The following is a 12,767-nucleotide window of genomic DNA, read 5'->3' on the forward strand; positions in this document are numbered from 1 at the left end:
CATCGCGGCAAGCCTTCGTGTCCCCGAGACGCCGCCCAGCCCACCGCAAGGGATGTCCGGCGCCGCCACGTCCAATGACGAGGATGATCCGCGTGCTGTACCAGCTGTTTGACATGCACCATGCCGCCCTGACCCCGCTCCGCCTCGTGGCGGAGGCGACGCAGGCGACCTTCCGCAATCCCTTCATCCCGGCCTCCTACACCGGTATGGGCCGCGCCATGGCCGCCGCCGGTGAGCTGATCGAGCGCACGACGCGCCGTTGGGGCAAGCCGGAATTCGGCCTGAACATCACCCACATCGACGGCCGGGAGGTCGCGGTGACGGAAGAGGCGGCGCTGCGCAAGCCCTTCTGCGTCCTGCGTCATTTCCAGCGCGCCACGCCGCACAGCGATCCCAAGGTGCTGGTGGTGGCCCCGATGTCGGGCCACTACGCCACCCTGCTGCGCGGCACGGTGGAGGCGCTGCTGCCCTCCCACGACGTCTACATCACCGACTGGGTGGATGCGAAGCTGGTGCCCCTGTCGCGCGGCCGCTTCGACTTCGACGATTACGTCGAATATGTCATGGATTTCATCCGCTTCCTGGGTCCGGACACCCATGTCATCGCCGTCTGCCAGCCGGCCGTGCCGGTTCTGGTGGCCGCGGCCGTCATGGCGCAGATGGAAGATACCTGCCAGCCGCGCAGCATGACCCTGATGGGCGGCCCCATCGACACCCGCGTGTCGCCCACCCAGGTGACCCAGCTGGCCGAGACCCGTGACATCGGCTGGTTCGAACGCACGGTGACCACCTCGGTCCCGGTCTACTATCCGGGCGCCATGCGCCACGTCTACCCGGGCTTCATCCAGCTGACCGGCTTCATGTCCATGAACCTGGACCGCCACGTCGGCGCCCACGTCGACCTGTTCAAACACCTGGTGCGCGGCGATGGCGAGAGTGCGGAGGCCCACCGCCGCTTCTACGATGAATACCTCTCGGTCATGGACCTGACGGCGGAGTTCTACCTGCAGACGGTCAAGATCGTGTTCCAGGATCACGACTTGCCCAAGGGCACCCTGGAATACCGCGGTATGCGGGTCGACCCGTCGGCCATCAAGAAGACGGCGCTGTTCACCGTCGAGGGTGAACTGGACGACATCTCCGCCCCCGGCCAGACGGTGGCGGCCCACGCGCTGTGCAGTGGCCTGGAGGACGGCATGAAACAGCACCACCTGCAGGCCGGTGTCGGCCACTACGGCATCTTCAACGGCCGCCGCTGGCGCGAGCACATCATGCCGCGCGTGCGCGACTTCATCCGCAGCCACGAGCGCGCGGCTGTGGCCAAGCCGCGCCGGGGGACCGCCGTCTGACCGACGGTCGTAGGCGCTGAAATGGCAAGGGCGGTCCCGATGGGTCCGCCCTTTCATTTATCCGCTTGACCCTTGGCCAGAGTGCCGGACGACTTAGTCCCTGGGCGATGGCACGACGCAGGTGGGGCTGATCACCCCGTCAGCCTTCATGCGGTCCAGCAGAAGGTGGGCCATGCGCCGGCCAAGATTGCCGACATCGTAGAAATGGATGTCGGCCTGCCATACGCCGGTCTTGCTGCCCACGACGAACATCTCCGCGACATAACTGGTAAAGGCCATGCTTCCACCGCTCTGGGCTTTCAGCCAGTGGAAATCCAGAATGGCATCGGGCTTGAAAGCCGCGATCTTCTGCCGGGTCGTGTCCTGCAGATCCAGCGGATCCCGGAAGAGGAACTCAACCTCAGTGCCGCACGCAGACAGGGTCTTCGTCACCAAGGCCGCGAACTCGTCGCTGCCCTCGTCCTTGGAAGTGCGCAAGTCATCGCCGACATTCGCCACGATGAACAGCCGGCTGGTCTGGCCGGTAAAATTCGGTCGTTTGATTGACGTCGCCTCAGGCGGGGCCGTGCCACAGGCGGAAACCAGGGCCGCCATCGCCATGGCGGGCCAAATCCGCTGAAGACGTGCGAAAAGAGTGATTTTGGAAGGCATTGAAATTCCAAGGAAAAAAGCGCTGGTGAATTACCAGTCGGATTTGGGGGGGACGCAATTGGCGCCAATTAGGCCGTCCCGCTTCATGCGGTTGATCAGCGCATTGGTCAGTTCTTCCGGCGCCTTGAAATGTTGTTTCAGTTCGATCGTGGCCTTCCACACGACGGTTTTGCTCTGCACGTCCAGGAGCGAGGCTAGGTAGTCGGTGATGTGCCCTTGGCCGCCCGTGCGTTCCCGTGTCCAGCTGATCTCCAGAATCGCGTCTGCGCCCTGCAAGGGGATATGTTGCGGAAGGATGTTGTGCGCGGGGCCATCAGCGGGACGGGCAAAGGAATCCATGGCAATGCCGCAACTTTCGAGGCTGCTCCTCATAAGGGCAACAAAGGCTGCCGGATCCGTCTCCTGTGTGCTTTCCACGACTGACTGGCTATACAGCGTCTTACCGAGGTTGGTGAATAGGAATAGCTTCTTGATACTTCCATTATAATCGGCAGATTTGTTCGACTCGACCGTGCTGCTTGATGTGCAGGCGCAGACGGACAACAGAACGGCCACGGCAATAGCCGCTTTAATATTTCCTAAGAACATTACCCCGCCCGATCTTATGAAAACCATCTTTGGCTCGGCAAGATTATTGCCGGACGCTTTTATGATAATAGTATTTGATGTTTATCGTTGGCATTTATGTCAACAAAAACAACCAAAGGGGTTGAGGGGGAATATGCGGCGTATTGCCGCATATGCTACAGCCGTATCACGTAGCGCACGAAGCCATCCGCGCCGCCGGCCACGCTGTCGTACAGGCGGCGGGCCGTGGCGTTGGTCTCCTGCGTGTGCCAGTAGACGCGGCCCCAGCCGCGCGCCCGCCCCAGGGCCACCAGTTGGTCGATCAGGGCCCGGCCCACCCCCTGGCCGCGGGACGCCGGGTCGGTGAACAGATCCTCCAGATAACAGACCGGGCTGGTCCCCCAGGTGTTGGGGTGCAGGACGTAGTGGCAGAAGCCCAGGATGCGGCCCTCCGCGCCCCGCGCCACCAGCGCCTTGATGGCGAAATCCGGGTCCATGAGCCGGGCCCACAGCGTAGATGTCACAGCGATATCCACGTCGGCCTGGTAAAAAGCGCAGTATTGATCCCATAAAGGACGCCATGCGGCCTCGTCATCGGGGCCGATGGGCTCTATCTTAATTCCCAGGGCGGGGGACTCGGGCTTGGCCATAGGGTGATCTCCGCTTAAGGCCTTTAGGCTCTATTGGATTCAACGCGCTTACGTTAGATTGCCGGCCCACATGCGTACACTTGTCCACCATCCCTTGTCCCCCTTCGCGCGCAAGGTCCGCGTCGTGCTGGCGGAAAAGCGCCTCGAGGTCGAACTCGAGGTCGAAAAGCCCTGGGAACGCCGTGAGGAGTTCCTGGCGCTGAATCCGGCTGGCGAGTTGCCGGTGCTGGTCGAGGATGACGGGGCGACGGTGGTGGAACACGCCGCCATCTGCAATTACCTGGAAGAGGCCTACCCCCACGCCCCCACGCTGCTGGGCCGCGAGGTCCTGCTGCGGGCGGAGGTGCGGCGCCTGGCCGCCTGGTTTGACGTCAAGTTCAACCAGGAGGTGACGGAGAATTTGGTGGGGGAGAAGCTGATCAAGCGCTTCTCCGGTTCCGGCACGCCGCATGCCCAGGCCATCCGCGCCGGCCTCGCCAACATCCACTATCACCTGGACTACATCGCCTATCTGGCGGACCGGCGGAAGTGGCTGGCCGGGGACGACTTCTCGCTGGCCGACATCGCAGCGGCGGCGCACCTGTCGACCATCGACTATCTGGGCGACGTGCCCTGGGACCAGCATCCTGAGGCCAAGGACTGGTACATGCGCATCAAGTGCCGTCCCAGCTTCCGCCCCCTGCTGGGCGACCACCTGCCGGGCGCCCCGCCGCCCAAGCATTACGCGGATTTGGATTTCTGAGTTCCCTCAGGCGGCTGGCGCGGGCATCCGCCCGCTTGCCTTGTCCTCGCTTTCCTGTCCGCTACGCTCCCCGGAAAGCTCCGGCGGCCCCGGTCGGGGCCTACAGCGGCATGAGATGCCGCTGGGGGGAGCGTTCGAAGCATTTGTTCCCGCCATAAATCCGCCGCGACCCTTTGCCACAAGCAGGGGAAGCGCCGACGCATTCCGCGTCGGCCAAGGAACGATGGGTGGATCCCGATGCGTAGCCTGATTGCCGCCTCCCTGATTGCGACCGCCAGTCTGGTGGCCCTGCCCCTGGCCGCCGCCCCCGCCACGGCGCAGATCATGGCGGCCCAACCGGTGCAGGACCAGGTGACCCTGACCCTGACGGCGGAGGATTGGGTGAAGACCGACACGGCGCGCGTGTCGCTGACGGTGGATGCCGGCGGCGGCAACGCCGGCTCCGCCCGCGCCGACGTGCTGAAGGCGGCGCAGGCCGTGTCGGACAAGGGTGAGTGGCGCGTCGTCTCCTTCGACCGGCAGCAGGACGCCGCCGGCCTGGACCATTGGCGGGCGGCGCTTGAGGCCCGCCTGCCGGAAGCGCAATTGGGCGGCCTGGCCGACCGTGCCCGCCAGGCCAGCCGCGCCGGCCTGCAGATCCGCGTGGAAGGCGTGGACTTCACCCCCACCCTGGCGGAGCAGGAGGCCGTGCGCACCCGCCTGCGCGAGACGCTGTACCGCCGCGTGACGGAGGAGATGAAGGGCCTGAACGCCGCCTTCCCCGGCCGCGACTTCCGCGTCGGCCGCGTGGACTTCAACGCCCCGGTGATGAGCGGCGGCATGCGGCGCGCGCCGGTGATGGCCATGGCCAAGATGGCCGATGCCGCCCCGGCTGAGGACGGCGGGCTGGACGTGGCGCAGAAGGCGACGCAGACGGCCCACGTCACCTTCTCGGCCTACGCGCCGGCGGCCCCTGCCGGGCGCTAAACCTGGCGCTCCGCCGCCAGCTGGTCCGCCAGCCCGTCGCGATAGCTGGGATAGCGCAAGGTCACCCCCAGTTCCGCCTTGAGGCGGGCGTTGGAGATGCGCTTGTTCTCACCATAGAAGCTGGTGGCCATGGGCGACAGCTCGGCCTGCTCGAACGGCACCAGCGGCGGCGGCTCCATCCCCAGCAGCTCGGCGGCGTAGGTCACCACGTCGGGCGAGGGACAGGGGTGGTCGTCGGCGACGTTGTAGATGGCGCCGGGGTTGGGCCGGTTCATGCTGGCCACCAGGGCGCTGCCCAGGTCGTGGATGTGGATGCGGCTGAACACCTGGCCCTTCTTGTCCACACGCCGGGCGGTTCCCGCCCGCATCTGGTCCAGGGCGCTGCGTCCGGGGCCGTAGATGCCGGGCAGGCGGAAGCGATGGACGGGCAGGCCGTGGGCGTCGTGCAGAGCCATCCATTGCGCCTCCGCCACCGCGCGGGCCTTGCCCCGCTCCGTCGCCGGCTGAACGGGCGCCGACTCGTCCACCCAGCCGCCGTCCTTGTTGCCATAGACGCCGGTGGTGGAGAGATAGCCCACCCAGCGCAGGTTGGGCAGGGCCAGGATATCGGGCGTCAGGGCCGCCAGCACCCTGTCGCCCTCCGCCGTGGGCGGCACCGAGTCCAGCAGATGGGTGGTGCCGGCCAGGGCCCCCCGCTCCAGCGGCTGGTCGGGGCTGAACACGTGGGCCTCGATGCCCTGGGTGCGCAGGGCCGCTGCCTTCTCCGCCGTGCGACAGGTGCCGGCCACCTGCCAGCCGGCGTCCAGCAGGCGGTGGGCCAGAGCCGTGGCGCTGAAGCCCAGGCCGAAGCAGAACAAGCGGCCGGGGGTGGGGGATTGCGGCATGCGAACCAGGCTCCATTTAACCAGCGGGGCGCAGATGCGCGACCCCCGCACCATCAGGATGGCAGGGACCCGCGCCTGCCGGGGCGGGGCCCGCCCGTGCTATCCTGTGACCCGAGGCCGCGCCAGCATGGGGGCGGTTCGGGATGAAAGCACTTGCGATCCATCCGCCATTCGGGACTCTAGGCGCCATGATGATTACCCTCAAGCTTCCCCACCTTTCCAGCCGCGTTCTGAGCCCCGCCACAATTCTGGGCGTCACCATCCTGTGCGGCATCGCCACCGGCGCCGGCGCCGTGCCCGTGGCGCTGAACCGCGACACTTGCCTGCAGCGGGCCAAGGAATTGCCCGACTTCGCCTATGCCGAGGCCCAGCTGTGGGAAAAGAAGGGCGGCGGCAACGACGCCCGCCTGTGCCAGGCCATGGCCCAGCTGTTCCGGGGGGAATACAAGGAATCGGCGGTGGCGCTGGAGGCGGTGATCCCCGTCCTGGGCCTGCCGCCCAAGGTGACGGCCGGCTTGTGGGGCAAGGCCGGCTGGGCCTGGTTCAACGCCAAGGAACACGCCAAGGCTGACACCGACTACACCAAGGCCATCGGCCTGCAGCCCGAGGACCCCGACCTGCTGATCGACCGCGCCACGGAACGGGCGGGGGCGGAGCGCTGGTGGGACGTGCTGCGCGACCTGGACCGGGCGCTCAGCCTGGATGGCGGCCGTGTCGACGCCATGGTCATGCGGGCGGAGACCAAGCACCGCCTGGGCCGTGACGTGGAGGCCGGGCGCGATCTGCGCATGGCCCTGTCGCTGGATCCGGATAACGCCCAGGGCCTGCTGCTCAGCGGCAACATCAAGGCCGACCGGGGGGACAAGCCGGGTGCCAAGGCCGACTGGACCCACGCCGTGCAGGTCGCGGGCGACAGTGCCGCCGGCGCCGCGGCCCAGGACAACCTGGCCCGGTTGGACGGCAAGGATCCGATGAAGGATGACGCGCCGGCCAGGGCGCCGAAGGCGGATGCCAAGACCGAGGACAAGCCCAAGGGCCAGTGACCGGCCTTGTCTGAAGGGCCTTAACCCGGGACGCGGCGAACCGCGACTTCGGTGGCTTGACCCAGCCGCCGCCGCTCGACGTAGCCCACGGTCGTGCCCTGGTCGGTCCGGGCGCGCACCTTGACCCAGCCGCCGGGCACACCGCCGGCCGGCACGTCTTCCGCCAGCACCTCCAGCTCCGTGGTGGGCGGCAGCAGGGCCACGGCCGCCTGCTGGTTGGTGGGGGCCGGGTAGAGGAAGGCGCTGCGCCCCGCCACGGCGGCATGCGCCTTGGCTGGGGTGAACAGCAGGGCGGCACGCGACAGCAGGGCCTGGCCCGCGTCCGTGCCCGTCGCGCCGGCGGATGGTATATAGGCCCGCGCCGCCACGGTCGCGGCGACACCCACCAGGGCCGCCAAGACGTAGCCGCGCCAGCGGCCGCGCGGCTTGATCTTGGGCGAGCGGGCCGGTTTGGCGGCGGCGCCGGCCTGGTGGCGGGCCGCCACCAGCTCGCTGACCAGTTGGCCTGCCTGGTCCTCCGCCTCGTCGGCGCGGGCCTGGGCCACGCGCAGGGCGCGCAAGGCTTCCTCCCGCTGGCGCTCCAAGGCCAGGATACGGTCTTCTAACGACCGGGTATCGGGCTGCGCCGGGGGCGGGGCCGTGCGATAGACCACCTTGGCCGGGGACTGAATCCACTGGCCCACGTCGTTGAAGCCCAGGCCCCGCTTGGGCAGCAGGCGGCGCAGCTTGGCCAGCGCCGTCACCGCCTCGCCCTCGAAATCCGAACCCAGCAGGCGGATCAGCTTCGCCACCTGCTCACGATTGGCTTGTTCGTTGTCGGTCGTCATGCCGGCGCCTCAAGAGATGATGCGCTGGGTTAACGGCGGCGGTTTTGGTGGGTTCCGTGGAAAATGGGCAACGGCCGGAAGGCTTAAGCGAACCTCCGCCGTCCGGCGAAGGGGCCGTTTTCCTCCAGGACAGGACGCTTGCCCGGCCGCGCCAGGCCGGGGAAAGGTGGAGGAAAGTCTTAACCTTCCGGCAAGAAGTTCGGCGGAAAGGCCGCGATCATATCCCGCCTTCGCCACAATCCGGTCGAACGGCGGCCCCCTTCCATTGGGACTATGACCCTGCGCCCCGATGGTGGGACGCCCGATCAAATTAAGGATCACGACCATGAGCATGTTCGCCCACCGCCGTCCCCTGCTGGCCCTCGCTACCGCCGCGGCCGTGATGGTGCCAGTGGCGTTCTCCGCCGGGGCGTTCGCGGCGGATACCCCCGCCGCCCCGGTCCCCGCCGCCCAGGCCGGCACGACCCAGGCCGCCACGACCACGGCCGCCCCGGTGCAGAAGGCTCCCGAGGCCGCCGCCACGGCCGCCAAGGCCGACGTCGCCAAGACCACGGAAGCCGCCAAGCCGGCGGTGGAGGCCAAGGGCGCGGCGGTGAAGACCGAGGCCAAGACCGAAGCCAAGGCTGAGGGCGCGAAGACCGAGACCAAGGCGGTCGCCCACCATCATGTGAAGAAGGCCAAGGCCGAGGTGGCCAAGACCACCGAAGCGGCCGCGCCCAAGAAGTAAGCGCGCCCGACCTTCCTCCCCCGTCTTACCAGGACGGCCCCGGCCCCCAGCGGTCGGGGCCGTTCCTGTTTCAAGCCAGCGGCAGCGGACGCGGCTCCGGATCGCCATCCAGGTCGGGCGCCGCCAGGGGCCGCACGGCCGCCAGGCGTTGCACCACGGCGGCGCGGGGCAGGGCGATCTCCCCCTGCTCGAACGCCACGACCTGCAAGTCGGTGTCGTGGGCCAGGGCCAGCAGTTCGCCCGCGCGCAGCAGGAAGGCCGGGCTGGACGGGCGGCCGTGGCGCTGGTTGCCCTGGGCGAAAGTCTCATACAGAAGCACCCCGCCAGGGGCGAGCAGACCGGGAAGGCGGGGCAGCAGCGGCCGGTGCAGATAGTTGGTGACGACAATACCGGCATAGGGGCCGCCCAGATCCACTGGCACGTCCCCCTCCAGGTCCGCCTGCAGGATGGTGACGCCGGGCTGGCCATGCAAATCGGCCACGCCGCGCGTGTCGATGTCCACCGCCGTCACCGGATGGCCTGCCCCGTGGAACAGCCGGGCATGGCGTCCCCCGCCGCAGGCAAGATCCAGCACGGCGCCACTCCGGGCCACCAGCGGCGCGAAACGGGCCACCCAGGCGCTGGCTTGGCCCCGGGGGTCGTGATGGGACGTGGGGATCATGGCGTGGCCTTATGCGTTCGCAAAACTGGGTGTGCGGATGCGGGGCATGCGGGGCATGCTCATTGCCGGGGTGGCTTTCCCCACCCACATCCAGACTGTATATGACATTTTCCTGGCCGAACTGGACGGGCCGTTATCGATCGCCGCCGCATCCCCCATGATCCTCTATGAAATGAAATGTGGCCAAGGCCACACCTTCGACGTCTGGTTCCGCAACGCGGACGCCTGCGACCAGCAGGTCGCGGCCGGTGAGGTCGCCTGCGCGGTTTGCGGCGACCATAAGGTGGGCAAGGCCCCCATGGCGCCCCGCATCGCCAGGGGCCGGGGTGTGCGCGTGGAGGAGCCACCGGCGCCCGTCCCGGTCCCGCCGCAGCCGGCACCAGAGGTGACGCCCGCGGTGGTGGCGGAGGCCGCGGCCCAGGGGCCGGCGGCGGTGATGTCCCTGCTGCGCGAGATGCGCCGCCAGGTCGAGGCCAACGCCACCCATGTGGGCGACCGCTTCGCCGAGGAGGCGCGCAAGATCCACTATGGCGAGGCCGAGGCCAAGGCCATCTACGGCGAGACCACCGACGAGGAAGCGGCGGAGCTGGAGGATGAGGGCGTGACCTTCGCCCGCATCCCCTGGGTGCCCAAGCATGATGGTTGAGGGACGTTCGCCACCTTTAAGCGCCCGCAAGCCAAGGGGCGTCGGGGTGGCTATAGTGACGGAAATCAACCAGGGAGAACGCCGATGTCCGACCCCCTGCCGACGTTCGGCCCCCGTGTGGTGACGATACCGCCTGGGGAGGACAGGGAGCGGCTGGTCTGCCCGGATTGCGGTTACATCGCCTATGACAATCCCAAGATCGTGGTGGGCTCGGTCGCCCTGTGGCAGGACCGCATCCTGCTATGCCGCCGCGCCATCCAGCCGCGAATCGGCTACTGGACCCTGCCCGCCGGCTATATGGAACTGGGGGAAACCTCCCAGGACGGCGCCGCCCGCGAAGCATGGGAGGAGGCGGGGGCGCGACTGGCCATCGGCCCCCTGCTGGCCGTCTACAACATCCCCCGCATCAGCCAGGTGCAGCTGATCTACCTGGCGCAGCTGACCAGCCCGGATATCGCCGCCGGCCCGGAAAGCCAGGAGGTGGCGCTGTTCGCCTGGGACGACATTCCCTGGACCGATTTGGCCTTTCCCAGCGTGGACTGGGCGCTGCGCGAGTACGAGGTCCGGCGGGACCTCATCCATGCCGGCCAGCCCTTCGCCCCGGCGACCAATCCGGTGGATGGGCTGTAGGGCGCCGACACTCCTTCCACGATCAGAAATATACCTGGTGGCTGACCATGTCGCGCAGGCGGTCGCTCTTGGGGTCGGTGTATTCCTCCGGCAGGCCGTCCTGGACGTGCAGCCAGGACAGCCGGCTTTCCACGCCGCAGTGCACCTCCGGCACCACCGCCTCAGGGTCGTCCAGGCTGCCGATGGTGACGCTCATCCAATCGCTGTCGGGGTAGGCGAAGGTCAGCGGCGTGCCGCACTGGGCGCAGAAGCCCCGCTCCGCCACCGAGGAGGAGGCGTAGAAAGTCGGACGCCCCGTCCCGCTCCAGGTCACCGTATCCTTGCGCACCCCCGCCAGCGCGGCGAAGACGTTGCCCACGGCACGCTGGCACATGCGGCAATGGCAAAAGTGCACGCCCTCCGGCGCCATGGTGCTGTGATAGCGCACGGCGCCGCATTGGCAGCCGCCGGTGACGCCGTCCACTTTGCTGTCGTTCATTCCGCTGCCTCCTTGGCCGCCGTTTCCTCGATGTCGGTTCGCCTGATCCCGGCCAGGACCCGGCGGGTGTTGGCGGCGCAGCCCAGGTCCTGGGGGCCGTTCTCCAGGCTGTCGATGATGGCCAGCAGGCGGGTCTTGCTGGTTTCCAGCCGCTGTTGCAGCGCCTCGATCTCCCCCACCTTGCGGCGCAGGGCCGCGGCGATCTGGGGGGCGTGGCCGCCATCGCTCGCCGGCCCGCCGCAGCCGGGTAGCAGGCTGCGGATTTCGTCCAGTGTAAAGCCGGCCCTCTGCGCGCCGGTGATCAGTTCCAGCCGCGTCAGCGTTTCCGCCGGGAAGGCGCGGTAGCCGTTGGCCCCCCGGTCGGCCGGGCCGATCAGGCCGGCGGACTCATAGAATCGCAGGCGGGAGGGGGACAGGCCGCTGCGTTGCGCCAGCTCACCGATGCGCATGATGGCCTCGAAACAGGCTATTGACCTTAAAGTTCACTTTAAGCTTAGGGTCGGGGGACCGTCAACCGAATGACCGTCGCAGCCATGCCCGTCCCCACTCTTTTCCAGCCCCTGGTCCTGCCCAACCGCGCCATCATCCCCAACCGCCTGGCCAAGGCGGCGATGGAGGAGAACATGGCGACCGCGGACCATCGTCCGTCGCCCACCCTCATCCGCCTCTACCGCACCTGGGCGGAGGGTGGGGCCGGCCTGCTGATCACCGGCAACGTCATGATCGACCGCCGCGCCATGACCGGCCCCGCCGGCGTGGTGCTGGAGCAGGGGGCCGACCTGGGCCCCTTCCGACAGTGGGCGGAGGCCGGCCGGGCCGGCGGCGGGCAGTGGTGGATGCAGATCAACCATCCCGGCCGGCAGATGCGCGCCAGCCTGGGCCAGGAAACGGTGGCGCCATCCGCCGTGGCCCTGGACCTCGGTTCCTATTCCAAGCTGTTCGCGGTACCCCGCGCCATGACCGAGGCCGACATCGCCGACGTCACCCGCCGCTTCGCCCAGACGGCCGTACTGGCGGAACAGGCGGGCTTCACCGGCGTGCAGATCCATGCCGCCCACGGCTATCTGCTGAGCCAGTTCCTGTCGCCCTTGACCAACCGGCGTGACGACCGCTGGGGCGGGCCGTTGGAGAATCGGGCACGGCTGCTGTTGGACATCGTGCGGGCGGTGCGCGCCGCCGTCAGCCCCGGCTTCTGCGTGGCGGTGAAGCTGAACTCCGCTGATTTCCAGCGTGGCGGCTTCGCGCCGGAGGAAGCGCGCCAGGTGGTCGCCTGGCTGAACGACCTGGCTGTCGACCTGGTGGAACTGTCGGGCGGTTCCTACGAGGCACCCGCCATGCAGGGACCAGGGACATCGGAAAAGACCCGCGACGGCCGGACGCTGGCGCGCGAGGCCTATTTCCTGGAATTCGCCGCCGACATCGCCCAGGTGGCGCGGATGCCGCTCATGGTGACGGGCGGCATCCGCCGGGCGGAGGTGGCGGCCCGGGTGGTGGACAGCGGCGTGGCCATGGCCGGCATGGCCACCGCCCTGGCGCTGGCCCCGGGCCTGCCCCGCGCCTGGCAGCGCGGGCAGGGGGTGGAGGCGGCGCTGCCGCCCATCCGCTGGGAACGCAAGACCCTGGCGGCCATGGGCACCTTGGCGGTGGTGAAGGCCCAGTTGCGCCGCCTGGGCCGGGGGCGGCCGGCCAAGCCGGACGTCTCCCCCGCCCTCGCCCTGCTGGCCGACCAGCTGCGCATCGGCTGGCGCAGCTACCGTTATCGCAGCCGAATGACGCCAGCGGCATGACCATGCCGCTGCAGGATGCGACCGCATCCGCCGGAGCTTTCCGGGGAGCATAGCGGACTGGCAAGCGAGGAAGCCAAGCGGGCGGATGCCCGCGCCCGGCGGCTGAGGGAACCTTTACGTAAGCAAACGGCGCGGAACCCCTGGGGCTCCGCGCCGTCG

16 protein-coding genes are annotated in these 12,767 nt (G+C 68.4%); 8 read left to right on the forward strand and 8 right to left on the reverse strand.

Features of this window, described 5'->3' with window-relative positions:
- Positions 1 to 83: 83 nt before the first annotated feature.
- Positions 84 to 1,349, forward strand: a complete 1,266-nt coding sequence (locus FBZ88_RS18945; protein WP_145618828.1) for a polyhydroxyalkanoate depolymerase — start codon at positions 84 to 86, stop codon at positions 1,347 to 1,349.
- A 93-nt stretch (positions 1,350 to 1,442) separates the two neighbouring features.
- Here FBZ88_RS18945 and FBZ88_RS18950 read toward each other — a convergent pair whose 3' ends face one another.
- From FBZ88_RS18950 to FBZ88_RS18960, 3 genes are all read right to left on the reverse strand, one after another.
- Positions 1,443 to 1,949, reverse strand: a complete 507-nt coding sequence (locus FBZ88_RS18950) for a hypothetical protein (protein WP_145618743.1) — start codon at positions 1,947 to 1,949, stop codon at positions 1,443 to 1,445.
- Between the two features lie 81 nt (positions 1,950 to 2,030).
- On the reverse strand, positions 2,031 to 2,555 hold the full coding sequence (locus tag FBZ88_RS18955) for a hypothetical protein (protein WP_145618744.1): 525 nt from the start codon (positions 2,553 to 2,555) through the stop codon (positions 2,031 to 2,033).
- A gap of 188 nt (positions 2,556 to 2,743) precedes the next feature.
- A complete protein-coding gene (locus FBZ88_RS18960; RefSeq protein WP_246138744.1) occupies positions 2,744 to 3,091 on the reverse strand; it encodes a GNAT family N-acetyltransferase in 348 nt (115 codons plus the stop codon).
- Between the two features lie 196 nt (positions 3,092 to 3,287).
- On the opposite strand from FBZ88_RS18960, the gene FBZ88_RS18965 reads away from it, so the two are divergent.
- Together FBZ88_RS18965 and FBZ88_RS18970 are read left to right on the forward strand one after the other, a co-directional pair.
- Complete coding sequence (locus tag FBZ88_RS18965; protein WP_040844380.1) at positions 3,288 to 3,959, forward strand: glutathione S-transferase family protein; 672 nt, start codon at positions 3,288 to 3,290, stop codon at positions 3,957 to 3,959.
- Positions 3,960 to 4,196: 237 nt separating this feature from the next.
- Complete coding sequence (locus FBZ88_RS18970; protein ID WP_145618746.1) at positions 4,197 to 4,925, forward strand: hypothetical protein; 729 nt, start codon at positions 4,197 to 4,199, stop codon at positions 4,923 to 4,925.
- Here FBZ88_RS18970 and FBZ88_RS18975 read toward each other — a convergent pair.
- Complete coding sequence (locus FBZ88_RS18975; protein ID WP_145618747.1) at positions 4,922 to 5,809, reverse strand: SDR family oxidoreductase; 888 nt, start codon at positions 5,807 to 5,809, stop codon at positions 4,922 to 4,924. The two genes, FBZ88_RS18970 and FBZ88_RS18975, sit on opposite strands and share 4 nt — an antisense overlap.
- Positions 5,810 to 5,997: 188 nt before the next feature.
- On the opposite strand from FBZ88_RS18975, the gene FBZ88_RS18980 reads away from it, so the two are divergent.
- Positions 5,998 to 6,852 carry a tetratricopeptide repeat protein gene (locus FBZ88_RS18980; protein ID WP_145618748.1) on the forward strand — a complete coding sequence of 285 codons (855 nt, stop codon included), beginning with the start codon at positions 5,998 to 6,000 and terminating at the stop codon, positions 6,850 to 6,852.
- Positions 6,853 to 6,872: 20 nt separating this feature from the next.
- On the opposite strand, the gene FBZ88_RS18985 is transcribed toward FBZ88_RS18980, so the two are convergent.
- A complete protein-coding gene (locus FBZ88_RS18985; RefSeq protein WP_145618749.1) occupies positions 6,873 to 7,679 on the reverse strand; it encodes a hypothetical protein in 807 nt (268 codons plus the stop codon).
- Between the two features lie 325 nt (positions 7,680 to 8,004).
- Here FBZ88_RS18985 and FBZ88_RS30570 point away from each other — a divergent pair, with 325 nt between their 5' ends.
- The gene (locus FBZ88_RS30570) at positions 8,005 to 8,406 is read left to right on the forward strand and encodes a hypothetical protein (protein WP_211102720.1); all 402 of its coding nucleotides are present in this window, start codon (positions 8,005 to 8,007) and stop codon (positions 8,404 to 8,406) included.
- Positions 8,407 to 8,476: 70 nt separating this feature from the next.
- Here the strand turns inward: FBZ88_RS30570 and FBZ88_RS19000 are convergent, their stop codons facing one another.
- Complete coding sequence (locus FBZ88_RS19000) at positions 8,477 to 9,067, reverse strand: class I SAM-dependent methyltransferase (protein ID WP_145618750.1); 591 nt, start codon at positions 9,065 to 9,067, stop codon at positions 8,477 to 8,479.
- A 46-nt stretch (positions 9,068 to 9,113) separates the two neighbouring features.
- On the opposite strand from FBZ88_RS19000, the gene FBZ88_RS19005 reads away from it, so the two are divergent.
- Positions 9,114 to 9,713, forward strand: a complete 600-nt coding sequence (locus FBZ88_RS19005; protein ID WP_326487147.1) for a DUF1178 family protein — start codon at positions 9,114 to 9,116, stop codon at positions 9,711 to 9,713.
- Positions 9,714 to 9,797: 84 nt separating this feature from the next.
- Positions 9,798 to 10,343, forward strand: a complete 546-nt coding sequence (locus FBZ88_RS19010) for an NUDIX hydrolase (protein ID WP_145618751.1) — start codon at positions 9,798 to 9,800, stop codon at positions 10,341 to 10,343.
- 22 nt (positions 10,344 to 10,365) lie between these two features.
- Here FBZ88_RS19010 and FBZ88_RS19015 read toward each other — a convergent pair whose 3' ends face one another.
- Positions 10,366 to 10,821, reverse strand: coding sequence for a GFA family protein (locus FBZ88_RS19015; protein WP_145618752.1), 456 nt, complete (start codon positions 10,819 to 10,821; stop codon positions 10,366 to 10,368).
- Positions 10,818 to 11,270 (reverse strand): MerR family transcriptional regulator, encoded by a 453-nt coding sequence (locus FBZ88_RS19020; protein WP_145618753.1) that lies wholly within the window; start codon positions 11,268 to 11,270, stop codon positions 10,818 to 10,820. Before FBZ88_RS19020 ends, FBZ88_RS19015 begins: the two co-directional genes overlap by 4 nt.
- 69 nt (positions 11,271 to 11,339) lie before the next feature.
- On the opposite strand from FBZ88_RS19020, the gene FBZ88_RS19025 reads away from it, so the two are divergent.
- On the forward strand, positions 11,340 to 12,608 hold the full coding sequence (locus tag FBZ88_RS19025; RefSeq protein ID WP_246138745.1) for an NADH:flavin oxidoreductase/NADH oxidase family protein: 1,269 nt from the start codon (positions 11,340 to 11,342) through the stop codon (positions 12,606 to 12,608).
- Positions 12,609 to 12,767 lie beyond the last annotated feature (159 nt).

This window comes from Nitrospirillum bahiense (genome assembly GCF_007828025.1).
Classification (GTDB): domain Bacteria; phylum Pseudomonadota; class Alphaproteobacteria; order Azospirillales; family Azospirillaceae; genus Nitrospirillum; species Nitrospirillum amazonense.

Excerpts from the sequence above, each read along its gene's own strand:
- FBZ88_RS19000 (WP_145618750.1), bottom strand. The coding sequence starts at position 9,067 with ATGATCCCCACGTCCCATCACGACCCCCGGGGCCAAGCCAGCGCCTGG.
- FBZ88_RS18950 (WP_145618743.1), bottom strand. The coding sequence starts at position 1,949 with ATGGCGATGGCGGCCCTGGTTTCCGCCTGTGGCACGGCCCCGCCTGAG.
- FBZ88_RS18980 (WP_145618748.1), top strand. The coding sequence starts at position 5,998 with ATGATGATTACCCTCAAGCTTCCCCACCTTTCCAGCCGCGTTCTGAGC.
- FBZ88_RS19020 (WP_145618753.1), bottom strand. The coding sequence starts at position 11,270 with ATGCGCATCGGTGAGCTGGCGCAACGCAGCGGCCTGTCCCCCTCCCGC.
- FBZ88_RS30570 (WP_211102720.1), top strand. The coding sequence starts at position 8,005 with ATGAGCATGTTCGCCCACCGCCGTCCCCTGCTGGCCCTCGCTACCGCC.
- FBZ88_RS18945 (WP_145618828.1), top strand. The coding sequence starts at position 84 with ATGATCCGCGTGCTGTACCAGCTGTTTGACATGCACCATGCCGCCCTG.
- FBZ88_RS19010 (WP_145618751.1), top strand. The coding sequence starts at position 9,798 with ATGTCCGACCCCCTGCCGACGTTCGGCCCCCGTGTGGTGACGATACCG.
- FBZ88_RS18985 (WP_145618749.1), bottom strand. The coding sequence starts at position 7,679 with ATGACGACCGACAACGAACAAGCCAATCGTGAGCAGGTGGCGAAGCTG.
- FBZ88_RS18965 (WP_040844380.1), top strand. The coding sequence starts at position 3,288 with ATGCGTACACTTGTCCACCATCCCTTGTCCCCCTTCGCGCGCAAGGTC.
- FBZ88_RS19005 (WP_326487147.1), top strand. The coding sequence starts at position 9,114 with ATGCGGGGCATGCTCATTGCCGGGGTGGCTTTCCCCACCCACATCCAG.
- FBZ88_RS18975 (WP_145618747.1), bottom strand. The coding sequence starts at position 5,809 with ATGCCGCAATCCCCCACCCCCGGCCGCTTGTTCTGCTTCGGCCTGGGC.
- FBZ88_RS18970 (WP_145618746.1), top strand. The coding sequence starts at position 4,197 with ATGCGTAGCCTGATTGCCGCCTCCCTGATTGCGACCGCCAGTCTGGTG.
- FBZ88_RS19025 (WP_246138745.1), top strand. The coding sequence starts at position 11,340 with ATGACCGTCGCAGCCATGCCCGTCCCCACTCTTTTCCAGCCCCTGGTC.
- FBZ88_RS19015 (WP_145618752.1), bottom strand. The coding sequence starts at position 10,821 with ATGAACGACAGCAAAGTGGACGGCGTCACCGGCGGCTGCCAATGCGGC.